Origin of the sequence: Thalassospira sp. (assembly GCF_002709775.1) — a bacterium.
Taxonomy (GTDB): domain Bacteria; phylum Pseudomonadota; class Alphaproteobacteria; order Rhodospirillales; family Thalassospiraceae; genus Thalassospira.
On the sequence record NZ_PAQR01000062.1, the window covers coordinates 1 to 18,040 of the forward strand.

General features: G+C 55.5%; 17 protein-coding genes and 1 pseudogene. 7 read left to right on the forward strand and 11 right to left on the reverse strand.

Annotated features, from left to right (window positions below):
* Positions 1–423: pseudogene (locus tag CMO10_RS18565) on the reverse strand (GTP cyclohydrolase II); the annotation flags it as partial.
* A 404-nt stretch (positions 424–827) separates the two neighbouring features.
* On the opposite strand from CMO10_RS18565, the gene CMO10_RS18570 reads away from it, so the two are divergent.
* On the forward strand, positions 828–1,517 hold the full coding sequence (locus CMO10_RS18570; RefSeq protein WP_044829876.1) for a response regulator transcription factor: 690 nt from the start codon (positions 828–830) through the stop codon (positions 1,515–1,517).
* A 231-nt stretch (positions 1,518–1,748) separates the two neighbouring features.
* Here the strand turns inward: CMO10_RS18570 and CMO10_RS18575 are convergent, their stop codons facing one another.
* Positions 1,749–2,444, reverse strand: coding sequence for a YggS family pyridoxal phosphate-dependent enzyme (locus tag CMO10_RS18575; protein ID WP_297024823.1), 696 nt, complete (start codon positions 2,442–2,444; stop codon positions 1,749–1,751).
* 171 nt (positions 2,445–2,615) lie between these two features.
* On the opposite strand from CMO10_RS18575, the gene CMO10_RS18580 reads away from it, so the two are divergent.
* Together CMO10_RS18580 and CMO10_RS18585 are read left to right on the forward strand one after the other, a co-directional pair.
* On the forward strand, positions 2,616–3,164 hold the full coding sequence (locus CMO10_RS18580) for a thiamine phosphate synthase (RefSeq protein WP_297024824.1): 549 nt from the start codon (positions 2,616–2,618) through the stop codon (positions 3,162–3,164).
* Positions 3,165–3,182: 18 nt separating this feature from the next.
* Complete coding sequence (locus tag CMO10_RS18585) at positions 3,183–4,412, forward strand: glycosyltransferase family 9 protein (protein WP_297024825.1); 1,230 nt, start codon at positions 3,183–3,185, stop codon at positions 4,410–4,412.
* 104 nt (positions 4,413–4,516) lie between these two features.
* On the opposite strand, the gene CMO10_RS18590 is transcribed toward CMO10_RS18585, so the two are convergent.
* Together CMO10_RS18590 and CMO10_RS18595 are read right to left on the reverse strand one after the other, a co-directional pair.
* A complete protein-coding gene (locus tag CMO10_RS18590) occupies positions 4,517–5,596 on the reverse strand; it encodes a porin (protein WP_297024826.1) in 1,080 nt (359 codons plus the stop codon).
* Positions 5,597–6,088: 492 nt separating this feature from the next.
* Positions 6,089–7,156 carry a porin gene (locus tag CMO10_RS18595; protein WP_297024827.1) on the reverse strand — a complete coding sequence of 356 codons (1,068 nt, stop codon included), beginning with the start codon at positions 7,154–7,156 and terminating at the stop codon, positions 6,089–6,091.
* 89 nt (positions 7,157–7,245) lie between these two features.
* Here CMO10_RS18595 and CMO10_RS18600 point away from each other — a divergent pair, with 89 nt between their 5' ends.
* The 4 genes from CMO10_RS18600 to holA are packed head-to-tail and all read left to right on the forward strand — an operon-like array spanning position 7,246 to position 10,221.
* The gene (locus CMO10_RS18600) at positions 7,246–7,971 is read left to right on the forward strand and encodes a DUF3576 domain-containing protein (protein WP_363928352.1); all 726 of its coding nucleotides are present in this window, start codon (positions 7,246–7,248) and stop codon (positions 7,969–7,971) included.
* A gap of 5 nt (positions 7,972–7,976) precedes the next feature.
* Positions 7,977–8,639 carry a hypothetical protein gene (locus CMO10_RS18605; protein ID WP_297024828.1) on the forward strand — a complete coding sequence of 221 codons (663 nt, stop codon included), beginning with the start codon at positions 7,977–7,979 and terminating at the stop codon, positions 8,637–8,639.
* Positions 8,636–9,142, forward strand: coding sequence for an LPS assembly lipoprotein LptE (gene lptE, locus CMO10_RS18610; RefSeq protein WP_297024829.1), 507 nt, complete (start codon positions 8,636–8,638; stop codon positions 9,140–9,142). Before CMO10_RS18605 ends, lptE begins: the two co-directional genes overlap by 4 nt.
* Before the next feature lie 47 nt (positions 9,143–9,189).
* Positions 9,190–10,221, forward strand: a complete 1,032-nt coding sequence (gene holA, locus CMO10_RS18615; protein ID WP_297024830.1) for a DNA polymerase III subunit delta — start codon at positions 9,190–9,192, stop codon at positions 10,219–10,221.
* 233 nt (positions 10,222–10,454) lie between these two features.
* Here holA and CMO10_RS18620 read toward each other — a convergent pair whose 3' ends face one another.
* The 7 genes from CMO10_RS18620 to CMO10_RS18650 form a co-directional block, all read right to left on the reverse strand.
* Positions 10,455–11,651, reverse strand: coding sequence for a ParB/RepB/Spo0J family partition protein (locus CMO10_RS18620; protein ID WP_297024831.1), 1,197 nt, complete (start codon positions 11,649–11,651; stop codon positions 10,455–10,457).
* On the reverse strand, positions 11,648–12,475 hold the full coding sequence (locus CMO10_RS18625) for a ParA family protein (protein WP_044829885.1): 828 nt from the start codon (positions 12,473–12,475) through the stop codon (positions 11,648–11,650). The genes CMO10_RS18620 and CMO10_RS18625 overlap by 4 nt, the downstream gene beginning before the upstream one ends.
* Positions 12,472–13,107 carry a 16S rRNA (guanine(527)-N(7))-methyltransferase RsmG gene (gene rsmG, locus CMO10_RS18630; RefSeq protein WP_297024832.1) on the reverse strand — a complete coding sequence of 212 codons (636 nt, stop codon included), beginning with the start codon at positions 13,105–13,107 and terminating at the stop codon, positions 12,472–12,474. Before rsmG ends, CMO10_RS18625 begins: the two co-directional genes overlap by 4 nt.
* Positions 13,108–13,607: 500 nt before the next feature.
* Positions 13,608–15,509 carry a tRNA uridine-5-carboxymethylaminomethyl(34) synthesis enzyme MnmG gene (mnmG, locus tag CMO10_RS18635; protein ID WP_297024833.1) on the reverse strand — a complete coding sequence of 634 codons (1,902 nt, stop codon included), beginning with the start codon at positions 15,507–15,509 and terminating at the stop codon, positions 13,608–13,610.
* Positions 15,510–15,653: 144 nt separating this feature from the next.
* Positions 15,654–17,027, reverse strand: a complete 1,374-nt coding sequence (mnmE, locus tag CMO10_RS18640) for a tRNA uridine-5-carboxymethylaminomethyl(34) synthesis GTPase MnmE (RefSeq protein ID WP_297024834.1) — start codon at positions 17,025–17,027, stop codon at positions 15,654–15,656.
* A 396-nt stretch (positions 17,028–17,423) separates the two neighbouring features.
* Positions 17,424–17,747 (reverse strand): (2Fe-2S) ferredoxin domain-containing protein, encoded by a 324-nt coding sequence (locus CMO10_RS18645; RefSeq protein WP_297024835.1) that lies wholly within the window; start codon positions 17,745–17,747, stop codon positions 17,424–17,426.
* Positions 17,748–17,778: 31 nt separating this feature from the next.
* Positions 17,779–18,033, reverse strand: coding sequence for a DUF6489 family protein (locus CMO10_RS18650; protein ID WP_044829889.1), 255 nt, complete (start codon positions 18,031–18,033; stop codon positions 17,779–17,781).
* Positions 18,034–18,040 lie beyond the last annotated feature (7 nt).

The window sequence follows — 18,040 nt, forward strand, 5'->3', positions numbered from 1 at the left end:
GGCGGCATGTTCGGCCATGCTGATGGGGCGCCAGTCACCATCGGGAAGCGCATCCAGATCAAGCAACGGATTGGCAATTTCACCCAGACGATCGGCGTCCACGCCCGATTGCGTAGCACTGACAAAGGCAATGAACGGGTCATTTTTACACGCTTGGCCAAGCGATTTGGCGCGCACACGCGGGATCACAATTGCGGGTGCTGTATCGTTTCCGGCGATGTCACACAGACGTTCCAGACCATGCTGGGAAAGCGGCTCCGCCGCAATCACCGCCACACTGTGGGCTTCGCCATTGTCGTGCCCCTGAACCAGAACGATCTCGCCACGGCGCAAATCTGCCACAGCGCGGGAAACCGTCACCAGATCGGTCGCCGGGATCAGATTGCTGTCATTTTGGGCCTTCACGGCGGAGCTTTGGGTCATCGGCATCTTGTCTTTGTGATCACAACATCGCGATCCGGTGGCTATGGGGCTGGATAAAGACCCGGTTTAATTCATATAAGCGCATCAGGCTGCGCGAACCTGCTTATACGGTGATGCGCAAAATCGCAGGAAGACGCGCATCTTTCAAGATTTTACGACATCACGTTATAGACAAATCGCCCCTACTACCTAATCCGGGTTGACCGGGAGTTAAAGGACCAAAGCGAAAACAGTTTGTTCTTGAAAATACAACTTAAGATGCTGATCCTATGGTCCAGACTTGGATATATAGTGCATATATGGCGGGCCCGCAGCGAAAGTGCCACAAAAACAACCCGCTAAATCGATACCAAGCACAGGTCCACGAGATGAGGACGGATCTGACAAGCAGCAAGGGATGGTGAATGTCGACAGGTAAACAGGTTCTGGTGGTTGAGGATGATGCCGCCCTTAGCCAGTCTCTGACGGAACAACTCAGACTTCATGAAGATTTTGAATGTGTGGTTGCCAATAGCGGCAAGGATGCGCTCGATCTGGCCAAGGATTCCTATTTTGACGTGATCCTGCTTGATGTCGGCCTGCCCGATATGGATGGCCGCGATGTCTGCAAGCTGATGCGCCGCGCCAATGTCAAATCGCCGATCATCATGCTGACCGGCGCCAATAGTGATTCGGATACCATCCTGGGTCTTGAGTCTGGCGCCAATGACTATGTCACCAAGCCGTTCCGCCTTAACGTGTTGCTGGCGCGCATCCGCGCCCATATCCGTCAGCATGAGCAAAGTGAAGATGCGGTCTTTGTCATCGGCCCTTACAGCTTCCAGCCCAGTGCCAAGATCCTGATCGAAACCGCGACCGAAAAGAAAGTCCGCCTGACGGAAAAGGAAACCTCGATCCTGAAATTCCTGTTTCGGGCCGGCGACAAACCGGTCAGCCGCGAAACCCTGCTCGACGAAGTCTGGGGTTATAACGCCGGTGTCACCACCCATACGCTGGAAACCCACGTCTATCGCCTACGCCAGAAGATCGAAAAGGACCCGTCAAACGCGGCGATCCTGATTACCGAGCCAGGCGGCTACAAGCTGATCCCCTGATCAGACGACGGTTTTTATCACCTGAAAAAAGAAAATCCCGCTGATGCGGGATTTTTTTGTCACAAAATTCCGGTTGGCGCGTCAATGTCCTCGGCCTGATTATCCACAGGAAAACACAAACCACGCGAATCGGCATAAAACGCACCAAAACAACATCAATTACAGGCGTTTTTACAGATTTTCGCCTCGAAATCGGATTTGAACACCAAAATTGGGCCGATTATTGCCCGATCAATAGCCTCGGGAGCCGAAAATAGCCGTCCCAACCCTAACATGGGTAGCACCAAACCGGATTGCAGCCTCGTAATCACCACTCATGCCCATGCTTTTGATTTTCAAACCATGGCGATCAGCAATCTTGCCAAGCAGGATGAAATGCGGGGCCGGTTCCTCATCAACCGGGGGAATACACATCAGGCCAATGATCGGAAGATCCAGCTCCTCACGGCACATCTTGATGAAGTCATCAGCGTCCTTTGGCGCGATGCCGGCCTTTTGTTCTTCCTCGCCGGTATTGATCTGAATGAACAGATCCGGGCAAGTGCCGGTGTTATCACGATGTTTGGCCAAAGCCTTGGCCAATTTCGGACGGTCCACGGTTTCGATCACGTCAAACAGGGCCACTGCATCCTTGAGCTTGTTGGTCTGAAGCGGCCCGATCAAATGCAGCTCGATATCGGGAAATTCGGCGCGCAGTTCCGGCCATTTGCCTGCAGCTTCCTGCACGCGGTTCTCGCCAAATACCCGCCTGCCATCAACAAGTGCCTTGCGCACATGATCGGCATCATGGTTCTTGCTGACACAGACCAGCGTCACATCATCCGGGTTACGACCCGCCGCATCACACGCCGCATTGATATTGCTCTGGATTTCGGCAAGGTTGGCCGCAACATCGGTTTTGTCAGATGACAGATCATGACTGCTCATGGATGATGGTCCTTCATCGGTAAGGCGTTCAGACACGGCATGTATAGCTGCCACATCGGGATAGTATCAATGGATAAGGCCCTGTTAAAGCAGGCACGCAGGCTCAATCTGCGCAATGGCGGCCCAAACTGCCCCATCCCGCCAATCGTTCTGATGACCGATGATCAAAGGATGCCCGATCCCGAAGCCGCCATCCGCGCCCTGCCTCGCGACAGCATGGTCATTTTTCGCCATTACGATCACCCGATGCGGGCCCAGATTGGCGCGAATTTACGTGCGACCTGCCGCGCCAAAGGCATCCCCTTCCTGGTGGCCAATGATCTGTCACTAGCTCTCCGGCTTGATGCCGACGGCATGCATTTCCCTGAATACCGTGCGCTGACTGATGCCGGCATTTATCAACGAATCCCGGAATATTTCCTCCGCACCTCGGCCTGTCATTCGCTGCAAACAATCCGACGGCTGGCCATGCTACCGAAACAGATCCGCCCTGATGGCGTCCTGATTTCGCCGATCTTCCCAACCAAGAGCCACCCGGGCGCCAATCCTATGTCGCAGGCCAATATCCGTCACATAACCGGGATCTGCCAACGCGCTAAAATGGCCCCAATCGGACTTGGCGGGATCAGCGCACAAACAATCGGAAATCTGCGGACTTCCGCCCTTGCGTCCGTCGCCGGGATCGGGTTTTCTGTCCCCAGCCACTCGCCATCCCGTTGACCGGAGTTCTCCCGAAAAATGCCCCGGGCCCCGCACCCTTCGCGCAAGACATTTACCCGTTTCGCTTCCCGGCAACCGTTTCAGTTCGGGTTGCCCAATGTCAGCGCCGCACTGATGCAAGTGTCTGACAACAGCCCGATCTATTTCACGCGCGCGACGTCGCTTCTGCGCCGTCAGGTGCTCGCAGGCGCACCCGGGGTGAAGATCAAATCAGACAGCTACCGGTTTCAGGTTCTGCCACGTGATGGTTGGGGGGAGCATAATTTTTCAAACAAATCCGTGCTGTTTCTGATCCCTGATGATGCGCTGGGGGACTGTGTTGGCATGGCGCTGTTTTTCCGCGCCCTCAAACAGCGGTTTGCGGATATCCGCATCGGAGTCCTTAATAGTGGCAGCGCATCGGACATCTTTGCGCTGGTGCCTGATATCGAGATTTTCCAGCTGTTTATCTCGAGCGCACAGCTCAAACGCTTTGATCACGTGATCGATCTTAGTGAGATGGAAGGCTGGCGCGACATCGCCACCATGCCAGTCAACCCGGAAGAAGCGCTCTGCGAGGCGTTCGGCATTCCGCCCGTACCGCTCGAAGACCGCAAGGTGCCAGCCGGAACCCGACGTAAAGTCGGCATCGTCCCCATGGCCTCCTCGCCACTTCGCACCTTGCCACCCAAACTGGTCAGTGAAATTACCGCGATGCTGGCCAAGCAGGATTGCGACATCACGCTTGTGCTCAATGCCTATCAGGGGGTGATGAAGGCCTACAAGGCGGCACTGAATGATCTTGGCACCAAAAGCGACGGCAATATCCGGATTATAGATGGCTTCAAAACCATCGGCGATCTGGTCAATTTCGTCGGACAGCAGGATTACCTCGTCGTCGCCGACAGCGGCCCCGCCCATATCTCGAAACTGTTTCAGATACCGGGCTTAGGCATCTACAGCTCTGCCGACGCCAAAACCCTGCAAGGCCGCCACAAAAACCTGCGCATCTGGCAGAGCGATTTCGTTGGTCCCCATTGTGCCGCCCCGTGTGGCCTCGCAAAACTGCGCGCCACAACAGACGGCAAAATCGGCTGTATGGGAAGTCTTAGTTTACCGATCACCGCTCTTCCCGACATCCCGGAAAAAGGCGATACCGCGCTGGCTCAAGCATTGGTGACAAGCACGCCCGTCCCCTGCGTCGCCCGTTTAAACGAAAACATTCCGGCAATTCTCGAAGAGATTGCCAAGGATCTGCTCTCCTCCTGAACATGGGTTAAGGCAATTGCCGCTTCCATCACACAACAGTCAAACAGACAAAAAGAAAGGGCGGCCGAAGCCACCCTTTCAAAACCAAACCTAATTCCGAGGAATTAGAAGGTCAGCGCAATACCTGTAACGGCACCATAACCGTCGTTGTCTTCTGCACCTTCGACTTCGTTGTCGAACCAGAAGACAGACGATCTCCATGCAATGCCTGCACCAAGGGTGTAAGACAGGCCAAGATCAACCTGGTTCAGTTCACCTGCACCGGTACGGCCGCCTGAGGTGCTGCCATCGCCATAGTCAGCATAACCATAGGTCAGGGACACAGCTGCTGCATCCATTGCGTAGGATACACCAAGATCGAACTGGTCGGTGTCGCTTACACGTGCGGACTGACGTTCGTTACGACCATAGTCGTCTTCGGTGTGCGAGTAGGAACCACCGATGGTGAAGTTGGCAATACCAACATTCACACCACCGCCATAAAGGTTACCTTCGGCCCAGTTTTCACCCATTGCAGAAACGCCGAGCGATACACCGTTGAAGTCGCCGGAATATTCAAGACCGACAGAAGCGATGTTGTCGCCATCACCAGCGGTGTCGTCATGGTACCCGCCGATCGAACTGCCCGATATTACATCGGTGTCGAACGAACCGTTGCGACCACTATCGTCAGCAAAAGATACACCTGCACGGAAGCCACTGATGCTCGGGGTGTAGTAGGTTGCACGATTCTGGTCACCAGCACGTGAACTGGTATCAATCAGGTAAGAGTCAACCCAGATCGACAGGTCACCATCGTTAACACCGACCGGGCCAACAGCCGGAGCAGCAAGCTGCATGGAGTCAGCTGCAGAGTCGTTTTTACCGAGTTCCAGACGACCGAAGCCACCGTTAATATACAGGTACTGTTCGTCGATCTGGTCAGAGGAAGTTTCACCTTCAAGTTCGACAACAGCACCAACTTCGATACCGTTATCAAGCGTCGTTGAACCAGTGAAGTGAATCTCGGTGTTGGACTGGAACGCGTTTTTACGACCACCAGCACCAGTGTTGTCTTCATCAGCGAAGCCAATCCACTGATTCATGAAACCGCCAACAGAAAGCTGAATCGGCTCGGAAGCCTGTGCAGAACCCGCTGCAGCAACAGCAACAATCGCGCTGGTTGCAAAAAGAATCTTTTTCATCATTACCCTCGAAGAAAAGCGTTTAGGGACGATAGAATCAACAAACAACTCCACCGTTCTCACCGGAAGGATAAAGCCACGCTAATGACCATCGGTCAATAATGATAAATGACCATTGGTTATTTAAATCACACAGCGTTGCACAATAGCCACACCTACCGTCCTGTGTCTTTCCGAAACCCCATCCTTCTCTTTTTAGATAGAACAATCACATCCAGTTCCCATATGTGACCATTAGTCATTTTTGGAAATATTGCGCCGTACGATCGCACGAGCATCGGTTTGCACCAAGATACTAAAATGCTCTTGCTGGTATCTCTCTATCTAAAGAATAGTCGCTCAAAAATACAAAAGACTTTCCGATAAAGGCCACTCGGATGTGTAGGTTCAAAATGCAATCCACACAGTCCCTCGTCGTAGGCACCCTCTGTTATACAAATAAAAAAGGGGTGGCCGAAGCCACCCCTTTCGTCTGTTTCAAATTCCGAAGAATTAGAAGTCGAGACGCAGACCGGTAACAACACCATATGCATCGGTGTCCGTGCCGCCCTGTACATCGTTTTCACCCCAGAAGATGGACGAACGCCAAGAAACACCTGCACCAAGTGCATAACGGAGACCAAGGTCAATAGCCTGGGTTTCAACATCATTGGTCGGAGCTTCGTCATCCTGATATGCATAGGTCAGGGAGATGGAAGCTGCGTCCATTGCGTAAGCTACGCCAATGTCAAATGCATCAGTGTCGCCGCCACGGTCAGAAGTCGCGCTCTCGGAGATACCGTAGTCATCTTCGATGTGACCCCAAGAAGAACCAACGGTGAAAGCACCGAAGCCAACATTGGCGCCGATACCATACCAGTTACCTTCACCCTGGTTTTCACCTTCAGCCGACAGGCTGACGCTGATGCCATCGAAGTCACCGCTATATGCGATAGCGGCAGAAACAATGCTCATGCCGTCGCCAGCGGAATCGCTGTGGTAACCACCAACGCTGGTCGTGCCATTCGAGGTAGAGGTGGTGCTGTCGAAGGTTCCGTTGGTTTTGCTGTTGTCAGCATACGAAACGCCAGCCTGGAAGCCACCCAAAGACGGGGTGAAGTAGGTTACACGGTTCTGGTCACCAGAGGACGGAACGGTATCGATCAGCGCAACGCCGTTAACCCAAGAGGTCATGTCACCGTCGTTTACACCAACCGGACCAACAGCCGGAGCAGTGATCGACATGGAGTCAGCAGCAGAGTCGTTTTTACCGATTTCGAAACGACCGAAGCCGCCGCTGATGTACAGGAACTGCTCGTCGATCTGATCGGTGGAAGTTTCTGCTTCGAGTTCGATGTGCGCGCCAACCTGGATACCGTTATCAAGAATGGTTTCACCATCGAAGTAAACTTCAGCGTCAGACTGGAAAGCATTTTTTGCTTCACCGGTGTCGGAGTCAGCGATACCAGCCCACTGTTCCATGTAACCACCCAGCGACAGAGTGATCGGTTCGGAAGCCTGTGCGGCACCAGCGAAACCGAAAGCGGCCATCGCGCTACCAGCAAGAAGAATCTTTTTCATCTTTTCCCTCAACGTCTTTGCATGCGTTTTACGCAACAAATATATTTGGACAGCTTTTGCCGCCCGGTTCGCTGAAGATGGAGCCATCGTTGACGGACGAAGTCAACAACGGCTGTGGCAGAAAAAGCACATTGCCGGTTAACTGTTGTAAAAAAAACACACTCGTTTCCTTTGCCCCGAAACGAAATGCCGCATATATTGCTGTTCAACTTGAATTATCAATTGCTAACCGGGGTCGAACTGGCGTGCGTAATTCTGTATTGAAACTCTCGGCACTTTGCTCACTCATTGTTTTGCTCACTGGCTGTGGCGCAGGCACCCAAACTGATTACGACAGCTATCCAGGCTCAGCTCCAGGCGATCAAAGGGTCGGAACCGAAGGAAGAGCTGCGACAAAAGCAGACGTAAAAGAGCGTGGCGGCCTGTTTGGCGGAGATGGCTTGAATATCTTTGGTGGAGAAGAGAAGAAAGAAGGCCCAAGCTCCGGCATCGGGGTTAACAGCTTCCTGTGGCGTGCGACACTTGATACCCTGTCGTTCATGCCCTTGAATTCCGCTGATCCATTTGGTGGTGTTATTATTACCGACTGGTACACGCCGCCGGAATCTTCCGATGAACGCTTTAAGCTGACAGCATACATCCTCGGGACTGCGCTGCGCTCAGATGCCATCAAAGTTTCCGTCTTCCGTCAGGTCAATGTTGGTCCAAACCAGTGGCAGGATGCGGTGGTTGAGCCAGGTACAGTGACTTCAATGGAAGATGCGATCCTGACCCGTGCGCGTCAGTTGCGCATTGACAGTGCGAACTCCGAATAAGGCTTATGTCGAAAGACACAGACTATATATCGCCGGAATACAACCCCCACTCGCTGCAACGCGACTGGGGGTTTCTTATATGCGAGCAACACCCTGAGATAATTGAAGCATTCTCAGGAAGTCTGTCAGATCTTCGCGCGAGGCTGCATGAATCATCTGTCGGGAAATTCGCGCAGAACGATGCGAACGCGCCCCTAACAGCGGGCGCACCGGCAAAGGTGACAACGGATGGCCTCGCAGCAAATCGTTCGTCACTTTATGATGAAGTCGGGCTGGATATCCTGACACTCGCATTGCTGTCAGATGTTCCGGCACACCGGTCGTTACACCTGACACAAAACAGCCTGATCGGGCATTGGCGTTGGTTACGCGACGTCTGGCGATACTGTGCAAGACATCCTCAATGTGATGCACCACCGCATCCACACAGTACAGTGACAACAGCCCTGCAGAGCGGCAAAAACAACCTTGCCATCGCACACTTGCGTGACCTGTTCAAAAAGGTTCAACAAGCCCCGAATGATGCCGGGCTCTGTATTTCTTTCCTGAGCAGCCTATCTCTGTTTTGCCCTTTTATCGGAACCGAACTATTGTGGCGCCAGGGATGGATTGATCATGATCCGGTCAGCCGGTCCCGCACCACAGGAATTAGAGGTACAATTGAATGACGTTGCGCGCGGCTCTTCCGATTCTCGCACTTCTGGCCCTAACAACACTCAGCGGCTGCGGATTTCGTCCGCTCTATGCCACGGCGGGTGATGACTACAATACCGCCGCCAACATGGCCCAGGTAAAGGTCGCCCTGATCAACGACCGCGTCGGCCAATTAACCCGAAATGCCTTGCTCGAAACCCTGACCCCGCGCGGACAAAGTGCAACCCCGATTTATGACCTTAAGGTCAGTTTGACGGAATCGACGAGTGAGCAAGGTTTCACCAAAGACAATGAAGCCACAATCGCCGATTATCAGATTTCAGCGAGTTACCAAGTCACACGCCGGTCCGACACCAAAGTCCTGCGAAGTGGCACGGTCCGTGCCCTCACTAGCTACAACATCGTCGATTCGGATTTCGCCAGTATTGAGGCTGAAGACGCCGCCCGCAGGGACGCTGCACGTAATCTTGCTCAGCAGCTGGCCAACCAAGTCGCAATTGGCCTTCGGTCGCAGTAAACCTCTTCCTAAAAACTCCACCCCCCTAACGAACCACAAGGCGCATCATGAAGCTTAAGGCAGCACAGGTTGAAAACTTCTTGCGCGCCCCGGATGCGAAGGCCCAGCTCGTTCTGATTTATGGCGAGGACGAAGGCCTTGTGCGCGAACGTGCGATTCGCCTGGCCAAAACCGTGGTTGAGGACCTCAAGGATCCCTTCCGCGTGATCGAGCTCGGCACCGCACAGCTGAAGGAAGATGCTGGCCGCCTGCGTGACGAATCTGCCGCCATGAGTTTCGGGGGCGGGCGCCGCGTGATCCGACTCCGCGATATTGGTGACGCACAGGCACCTGTGATTGCCGACTTCCTTGGCGATCCCGCTGGGGATGCCCTGATTGTCATTGAGGCCGGGAGCCTTCCGACCCGCTCCAAACTGCGTCAGGCGGTTGAAAAGGCCGGCAATGGCATGGCCCTGCCCTGTTATGCCGATGGCGCACGTGACATCGAAACCCTGATCCATTCGATCATGGAAGAACACAAACTGCGCATTGACCGCGATGCGACCAGCTATCTGGTCGCCAATCTCGGCTCGGACCGCATGATTTCACGTAGCGAGCTTGAAAAGCTCGCCCTCTATGCGCTGAAGGACGGTCAGGTCACCCTGACCGATGCCATGGCCTGTGTGGGTGACAGCTCCGCACGTCATTATGACGATGTCATTCAGGCAGTTTCACAGGGCAATGTCGTCAATCTTGATGCCGCCCTGACCCGGTTGGTGGAAGAAGGTCTTAACCCGGTGGGTGCCCTTCGCATGATGATCAGCTATTTTCAGAAGCTGCATCTGATCAAAGGCCAGGTCTCCCAGGGCGCCAGTATCGATCAGGCGATGAAATCACTCCGCCCGCCGCTGTTTTTCAAGGCCGCCGATCAGTTCCGCGCCAACCTGAATTACTGGGCGGTCAATAACCTGCAGCGCGCCCTGCAAATCCTGCTGGAAGCCGAAAAGGACTGCAAAAGCGGTCTGGCGATCCCGGAAACCATTGCGCACCGCGCCATGATCAAGGTCGCGGTTGCCCGCCAGAAACAGGTCCGGCGCTAACCACCAACCGTAGCCGCCGGCCCCGGTCGCCAATACCCAAGAAAATAGGCATGCCACACACTGTGACATGCCTACAAAAATCAGAGTGACCCTGGCACCAGGATTTAAGGATCGGGCACCTCAAAGTACGCGCTTCACCTCAACCGATCCCCGGCGCGCTTTCGAGTCTTCTTCCTTAAGCTTCTTGAGCTGATCGATCTTTGCGCGATCAAGGTCCTTCATGCTGGTTTTGGTTACGGCTTTTTTCCCGTGCCATCTGTAACCTCCGCCGCGATCAGATCATCAAGCTCGTCCTCGCTGACTTCTTCGCTTTCGATCGGGTCATCGCCTTCGGGCCCATCAATGACGAAATCATCGTCTTCGCCTTCGGGCAATGTCGCATCGGCAATGGTTTCAAGCTCCGCCGTCAGGTCTTCATCATCCGAATCGTCATCTTCGATAAACATCGAATCGAATTCGTTCTCGTCCGAATCCGCTGAGCTCGCCTCGACCTCATCTTCGCCAAGTTCGCTGGCCTTGCCATGGGTCAGGCGCTGCAAGATATCGTCAAGCTGCTCAAGCGTGTCATAACGAATCGAGATTTTGCCAGACGCCCCGTCAAAGTCGATATTGACCGCCAACCCCAACATATTGCTAAGGTCACGCTCCAGAGCCACTGTATCTGGGTCCTTCTCGGCCGATGCAACGCCTGATGACTTCTTCGGACGCGAAGTCTTGCCGCCATCGGTTTTGACAAGCTTTTCGGCCTGTCGGACGTTCAGGCCTTTCTTGACGATCTGACCGGCAAGTTCGACCGCGTTGTCTGCACCCAGAAGGGCGCGTGCATGGCCAGAGCTTAACACCTTGTCCGAAAGCATCTGCTTGATCGGTGCCGGCAGGCTCAGAAGACGCAGGCTGTTGGCAATGTGGCTACGGCTTTTGCCGAGCGCCTGACCAAGCGCTTCCTGCGTGTGGGAGAACTCGCTCATCAGGCGGTTGTAGCCTTCGGCTTCTTCCAGCGGTGACAGATCCTGACGCTGCAGGTTTTCAATCAGGGCAATTTCGGCCGTTTCGCGGTCGTCAAATTCGCGCACCAGAACCGGCACTTCATGAAGCTGTGCCCGCTGTGCTGCGCGCCAGCGACGCTCACCAGCGATGATTTCATAGGTGGTTTCACCCGTCGAAGAAGCACGTACCAGAATCGGCTGAATGATGCCCTTTTCGCGGATCGAAGCCGCCAGATCATCAATCGCGTCATCATCAAAATTGCTGCGCGGCTGGAACGGCGAAGGTTTCAGATCGGTAATCGCAATATGCTGCGTCGTGCCGCCGGGTCCCGGATGGGCCGCCGCGGCATCATCGCCACTGGCGGCTACCGCAACATCTTCGTCCTCTTCGCCCAGAAGTGCAGACAGTCCCCTTCCCAAGCCGCGTTTTTTTGCTTCGCTCATGCTTTCACCCCTTCGCGTTTCAGGACTTCGCTCGCAAGATTCAAATAGGCCCGTGAACCCGGGCACTTCATGTCATAGACCAGCACCGGCGTGCCGTGGCTGGGTGCCTCGGAAACGCGGACATTGCGCGGAATCACCGTGCGATAGACCACGTCGCCAAAATAGTCGCGCACGTCATTGGCCACCTGGGCCGACAGGTTGTTGCGCTTGTCATACATGGTCAGGACAATGCCCTGGATCTCAAGGTTCGGGTTGAACGCCTTCTTGACCCGCTTGATGGTCCGGACCAGATGGCTGACACCTTCAAGGGCAAAGAATTCACATTGCAACGGCACCAGAACCGCATCGGACGCCACCAGTGCATTCAGGGTCAAAAGGCCTAGGGATGGCGGGCAGTCAATCAGGACGTAATCAACATCCTGCGGCAGTTTGCCAAGCGATTCCTTAAGCTGCGTCTCGCGACGTTCGAAATCGACCAGCTCGATCTCCGCCCCCGAAAGATCCATGCCCGACGGCACGATGCTAAGCCGCGGGATCGAGGTTTCCTTGCGCGCTTCTTCCAGCGTATTGCCGTTGATCAGCACGTCATAGGAACTGATTTCGCGATCGGACGGACGCAGGCCCAAACCGGTACTGGCATTGCCCTGCGGATCCAGATCAACAATCAGAACCCTCTGGTTCACCGCCGCCAGTGCGGTTGCCAGATTGATCGTCGTGGTGGTTTTGCCCACCCCGCCCTTCTGGTTGGCCACGGCGATGATGCGCGGACGATTTCCGACACCCTCTGATTTCGTCGAAAGCGGCAAATCAATAACATCCGTCACCGGCCCACTCCTTTCAAGATCATCACGACACCGTCCGGGTCTACCAGGCTGGCATGCGTGGTTACATCAAATGTCCAACCGGCGCCGCGCGCGTCCGCCAGCTCATCCTCAAAGGCACGTCCCTTCAGCAGCACATAATGGCCGCCGTCTTTCAAATGGCGCTGCCCCAGCTCGAGAAGCTTGGGCAAGGGCGCAAAGGCGCGCGCCGTAATCACATCGGCCTGGCGTGGTGCCGCGGCCTCAATCCGTTCGCGGGCAATTTCGGTCTGACCGAGCACACCACACACCCTGGCGGCTTCCATCAGGAAGACGGTCTTCTTGGTATTGGATTCCATCAGGGTGACATTGTTCGCGCCAAGGATCGCCAGAACGATGCCCGGGAACCCGGCACCTGACCCGAAATCAACGATTTTGCCATCAACGGCAACGTCGGAAAGATGCGGCCAAAGCTGTGCGGAATCCTGTAAATGACGTCCCCAAACGTCTTCGGCCGTGCTGGCGCCAACGATATTAATCCGTGGCTGCCACTTCACGACGAGGTCTGCATACTGGTTGAGGCGGTCCAATGTTTCACGTGAAACATTCAAATCCTGCTCAAACCAGGTTTTTACGGGTGTGGAAATTGTCTGCATATTTGATTTATAGGCCGAGCCCAAAAAACACTCCAGTCTTGATTTTTGCACTTTTGTGTTTTTGCTCGCGTCGGATGCGATAAAACCGGAATAAAACACATCAAATGTTTCACGTGAAACATTCCAACGCTTAAAACGGATCTTCCGGACACCATTTCCTCGAATAATCGAGGAAATTGGACGAGCGATCCCCTACCGCAAACCGAGTCGACTCAGCCCACAAGGTAAAACACGTGCGACTCGGCAGAATATCGACCTGTATGGGAATGACAGTCTGGCTGCCCACCGGCGCCCGTTCCTATTCTCCGTGTCTTGACTTCCCCTGCAAACTCGTGAGTGCATCACTCCATAGCCCGCATCTCTGTCTGTCCGCCATCGCTATAGCCGATACGACAACACCCGGCCGATGGTCTGGCCGGGTGTTGGATCTGGATCAGATGTGTCTGGTGAGGACACTTTATATATAGGGTCGCAATCAGTGCTGACCGGTTGCTGAGTGATCAGGCGGTGCGGGTTGCGACCGCGTTCTGATGCTTGTGGCTTTTGATATGGCCGAGCAATGCCGTGACAGCTGCCGGGGTGACGCCCGGGATACGCGATGCGGCGCCGATGGTTTCCGGCTGGATTTCTTTGAGCTTGAGACGGATCTCGGCCGACAGACCGCCGACCTTATCGAAATCAAGCCCGCGCGGCAGACGCAATTCCTCGTCCCGGCGGAAGGCGGCAATGTCGGCCGCCTGGCGATCAAGATAGCCTTTATACTGGGCATCAATCGACACCTGCTCCTTGATCGCCGAATCAAGTTCGCCCAGCTGCGGCCAGACCTTGGTCAAGGTATCGAAGTCAATATCGGGATAGGCCAGCAGGTCATAGGCCGACCGGCGTACCCCATCCTGATTGATCTTGATGTCGAACTTGGCCAAACCATTCGGGGTTTCGGTCAGTTCTGAGACCTCGGTCTTCGCTGCATTCAATGCCGACTTCTTGGCATCCCAGGCGTGCGCACGGGTCGATGCGATACAACCGATATCAAGACCGCGATCGGTCAGACGCTGATCGGCGTTATCGGCACGCAGCATCAGGCGATACTCGGCGCGCGAGGTAAACATGCGATAGGGCTCGCGCGTGCCAAGCGTGACCAGATCATCGATCATCACGCCAATATAGGCATCGGCACGATCGAGGATAAATTCGCGTTCACCGCCACCAGCGATGAGTGCGGCATTGACGCCGGCAATCAACCCCTGCCCGGCAGCTTCTTCGTAACCGGTGGTACCATTGATCTGCCCGGCAAAGAACAGGGCCGCGACCTTTTTGGTCTCCAGCGTATGGCGCAATTCGCGCGGATCGACAAAGTCATATTCCACCGCATAACCCGGACGGAAGATCTCGACCTTTTCCAGACCCGGAATGGTCGCCAGCATGGCAAGCTGAACATCTTCGGGCAGCGAGGTTGAAATACCGTTCGGATAGATGGTCGGATCATCGAGGCCTTCGGGCTCAAGGAAAATCTGATGCTGATTTTTCTCGGCAAAGCGCACGACCTTATCTTCGATGGACGGGCAATAGCGCGGACCGCTGCTTTGGATTTTGCCGCTATACATCGGCGCACGATCAAGGTTGGCGCGGATGATTTCGTGGGTCGCCTCGGTCGTCCAGGTCATATGACACGGGATCTGCGGCACGGTAATTTCTTTGGTCAGGAACGAAAACGGCTCTGGCGGAGTGTCGCCCGGCTGTTCCTGCAGGCTGGCCCAATCGATGGTGCGGCCATCAAGACGCGCCGGGGTTCCGGTTTTCAAGCGTCCTAATCGGAAATCATATTTTGCCAGTGTCTCGGACAGTCCGGTTGCCGGGGCATCACCCATGCGGCCGGCGGGCTCAGTATGCTCGCCAATATGGATCAGACCATTGAGGAACGTGCCCGTGGTCAGCACCACCGCACCGGCAAGGTACTCGGTGCCATCGCCCGTAACCACACCCTTGATCCGGTTCTGATCATCAATAATCAGGTCTTCAACACCGCCTTCAAGGATGGTGAGATTCTCCTGCTCGTTCAGGATATCCTGAACCGCCTGACGATAAAGCTTGCGATCGGCCTGGGCGCGCGGGCCGCGGACTGCTGGCCCCTTGGATCGATTGAGCATACGGAACTGGATGCCGGCACGGTCAATCGCGCGGCCCATCACACCATCAAGCGCATCGACTTCGCGTACCATATGTCCCTTGCCCAGACCACCGATGGCCGGGTTGCACGACATTTCCCCGATGCGATCGGCACGGTGCGTGACCAGTGCCGTACATGCGCCCATGCGCGCGGCTGCTGCTGCGGCTTCGCATCCGGCATGGCCACCGCCGACCACAATCACATCAAAGCGGTTATTTGGCACGTTCTGTGACATCGACTTCCTCACTCAATTCCCGCTGCTTATCATGCTTCGGGCGTGAACCTTGTTTGGTTCGAATAGGTATTTCTGGTCGGCTTGTCGTCCAATGTTTCACGTGAAACATTGTCGTGATCAAAATCTAACAACTCTCACCTAACTCTATTTGCCGATACAGAAGTCCCCGAAGATAATATCGAGCAAATCTTCCACATCGACGCGTCCGGTAATCTTGCCGATTTCGCGAACAGCAAGGCGGACATCCTCTGCCGCCAGTTCTGCGATTTCGGTCTGCAATCCGCGATCCAGATGATCGCTGGCACTTTCAAGTGCCCGCCGATGGCGCAGCCGTGTCAGCGGCACGGGCCCGGCAAAATCGAGCCCCTCTTTTACGCGAGTCTCCAGCAGTTGCAAGAGGCTTTCCATCCCCTGCCCGGTCATGGCCGATATGGCCAAAACGGGAAGCTCAAGCGTACGACCATCGGCCGACGTCCCCTGCCACTGTGCCGGAATGTCGGTCGCATCCGGCGCATCAACCTTGTTGATCAGTATAAGCGTCTTGTCATCGATCAGACGCGCGGCCTCCGGATCGATATTCGGCCAATCTTCGCGGTCAATCACCACCAAACGCAGATCAGCGTTTTCAGCCCGTGCCGTCGCCCGACGCACACCCTCGGATTCAATGACATCAACGCTTTCGCGCAGACCCGCCGTATCAACCATGGTGACCGGGAAGCCGCCAAGATCAAGGTGGACTTCGATCATGTCGCGGGTGGTCCCGGCGATCTCGGAAACAAGGGCGGCATCGCGCTGCGCGAGCCTGTTCAGCAGGCTTGATTTACCGGCATTGGGCGCGCCGAGGATCACGATCTGGAAGCCTTCGCGCAGGCGTTCGCCACGGCGATTATCGGCCAGATGGCGTTTGACTTCGTCACTGACAGCGCGCAAATCGCCATGCACCACTGGCACGATGCCGTCGGGCAGATCTTCGTCGGGAAAATCAATATCGGCCTCGATATGGGCCAGCGCCTTCATCAAACGCGCGCGCCAGCCTTCATAGAGCGTACCCAATTCACCGGCCATCTGGCGTACGGCCTGCCGGCGCTGGGCCGCCGTTTCGGCGTCAATCAGATCGGCGATCCCCTCGGCCGAGGTCAGGTCCATCTTGCCGTTTTCAAAGGCGCGCCTGGTGTATTCACCAGGTTCCGCCACACGCAATCCATCCTGGCGCGACAGGCAATCCAGCACCCCTTCGATCACCGCCCGGCCGCCATGGACATGCAGCTCCACCACGTCTTCGCCGGTAAAGCTTGCCGGGCCCTGGAAATAGATCGCCACCGCATCATCAAGCCGCTCGTGCGACTTGGGATCGCGGATCGGCGCATAGATCGCATGGCGCGGTTTAGGCATGGTATCCCGGCCGAGCAGAGCACAGAGCACAGGACCTGATCGCGGCCCGGACAACCGGATCACGGCAACACCGGCACGGCCTGCACCAGAGGACAGGGCAAAAATGGTTTCTCGGCTGGCAATCATGGTTGGTCCGTCAGTTCTGAAGAAACGGTTGCGTGGCTGAGCAGGATATCGTCCAGACAGCGGCAAAGGTCAACCTACCGCTGCAATTACCAACATCGATTTAATAACGGCATGTTCTCTTAGCGGGCTTGTCCGATCCCCCTTGCGCCCGACCATGGACCCCCTCCTTCGCGGGGGTGACGGTGTGTGAGAGGCACCGGGATACCGGCCTTGCTGTTGCCTAAGCAGGCCCAAGCCGCGCCGGAGCAGCTTTCCGAGCGCCGCATACGGTCCCCCACCTCCGTCATGCCCGCGCAAGCGGGCATCCACCGCCGCGAGCACCACCACGCATAAGAAAACCGGCCATGCAGGTGTCGCAGGCCGGTTTTCGCAGATGATAGCTTATGGATCGGAGGATTATTGATCGGGGGTGAGCTGCAGGCGTTCAACCACCTGCCCGCCGATCAGATGGTCATTGAGGATCGCCTCGATGTCTTCCATCGTCTCGTAGCGATACCAGGTGCCTTCGGGATAGACCACCATCACAGGGCCCAATTCGCAGCGATCAAGGCAGCCTGCGGTATTGATCCGGGTCTGCGGCAGGCCGAGTTCCTTGGCGCGTACCTTCATGTAATTGCGAAGCTTGGTTGCCCCCTTGGACTGGCAGCAGCCACGTTCATGGCCCGCCGGGCGTTCGTTCTGGCAGACGAAAACGTGTGCCTGATAGTAATGTTCACTCATGGATGCACTTCTACCTTAACCCTGCCCTGACCTAGTCCTTGTCACCGGTGCTGCCACCGCCTGCATTGAACTGACCCCAGAAGGCTTTCTGAAGCTGTTCCCAGTTCTGAATGCCCTGCGGCAGCCAGGTTTTGAGCATGGTTTCCGGATCCATCGCTGCCAGATTGGCTTTCATCCGGTCTTCGATATCTTGCATCATCGCCTTTTGCATCGGCTGAACATCAGGAAGACCAAAGAAGGTACGTGCCTCTTCCGGGGTGCAATCAATGTTCACGGTTACTTTCATGGCCCTG

Coding starts and splice junctions, on each gene's coding strand:
- lptE (WP_297024829.1), top strand. CDS start 8,636: ATGACGTTGCGCGCGGCTCTTCCGATTCTCGCACTTCTGGCCCTAACA.
- CMO10_RS18595 (WP_297024827.1), bottom strand. CDS start 7,156: ATGAAAAAGATTCTTCTTGCTGGTAGCGCGATGGCCGCTTTCGGTTTC.
- CMO10_RS18575 (WP_297024823.1), bottom strand. CDS start 2,444: ATGAGCAGTCATGATCTGTCATCTGACAAAACCGATGTTGCGGCCAAC.
- CMO10_RS18605 (WP_297024828.1), top strand. CDS start 7,977: ATGTCGAAAGACACAGACTATATATCGCCGGAATACAACCCCCACTCG.
- CMO10_RS18585 (WP_297024825.1), top strand. CDS start 3,183: ATGCCCCGGGCCCCGCACCCTTCGCGCAAGACATTTACCCGTTTCGCT.
- CMO10_RS18590 (WP_297024826.1), bottom strand. CDS start 5,596: ATGAAAAAGATTCTTTTTGCAACCAGCGCGATTGTTGCTGTTGCTGCA.
- mnmE (WP_297024834.1), bottom strand. CDS start 17,027: ATGATTGCCAGCCGAGAAACCATTTTTGCCCTGTCCTCTGGTGCAGGC.
- CMO10_RS18645 (WP_297024835.1), bottom strand. CDS start 17,747: ATGAGTGAACATTACTATCAGGCACACGTTTTCGTCTGCCAGAACGAA.
- CMO10_RS18580 (WP_297024824.1), top strand. CDS start 2,616: ATGCCCGATCCCGAAGCCGCCATCCGCGCCCTGCCTCGCGACAGCATG.
- CMO10_RS18620 (WP_297024831.1), bottom strand. CDS start 11,651: ATGAGCGAAGCAAAAAAACGCGGCTTGGGAAGGGGACTGTCTGCACTT.
- CMO10_RS18650 (WP_044829889.1), bottom strand. CDS start 18,033: ATGAAAGTAACCGTGAACATTGATTGCACCCCGGAAGAGGCACGTACC.
- CMO10_RS18570 (WP_044829876.1), top strand. CDS start 828: ATGTCGACAGGTAAACAGGTTCTGGTGGTTGAGGATGATGCCGCCCTT.
- rsmG (WP_297024832.1), bottom strand. CDS start 13,107: ATGCAGACAATTTCCACACCCGTAAAAACCTGGTTTGAGCAGGATTTG.
- holA (WP_297024830.1), top strand. CDS start 9,190: ATGAAGCTTAAGGCAGCACAGGTTGAAAACTTCTTGCGCGCCCCGGAT.
- mnmG (WP_297024833.1), bottom strand. CDS start 15,509: ATGTCACAGAACGTGCCAAATAACCGCTTTGATGTGATTGTGGTCGGC.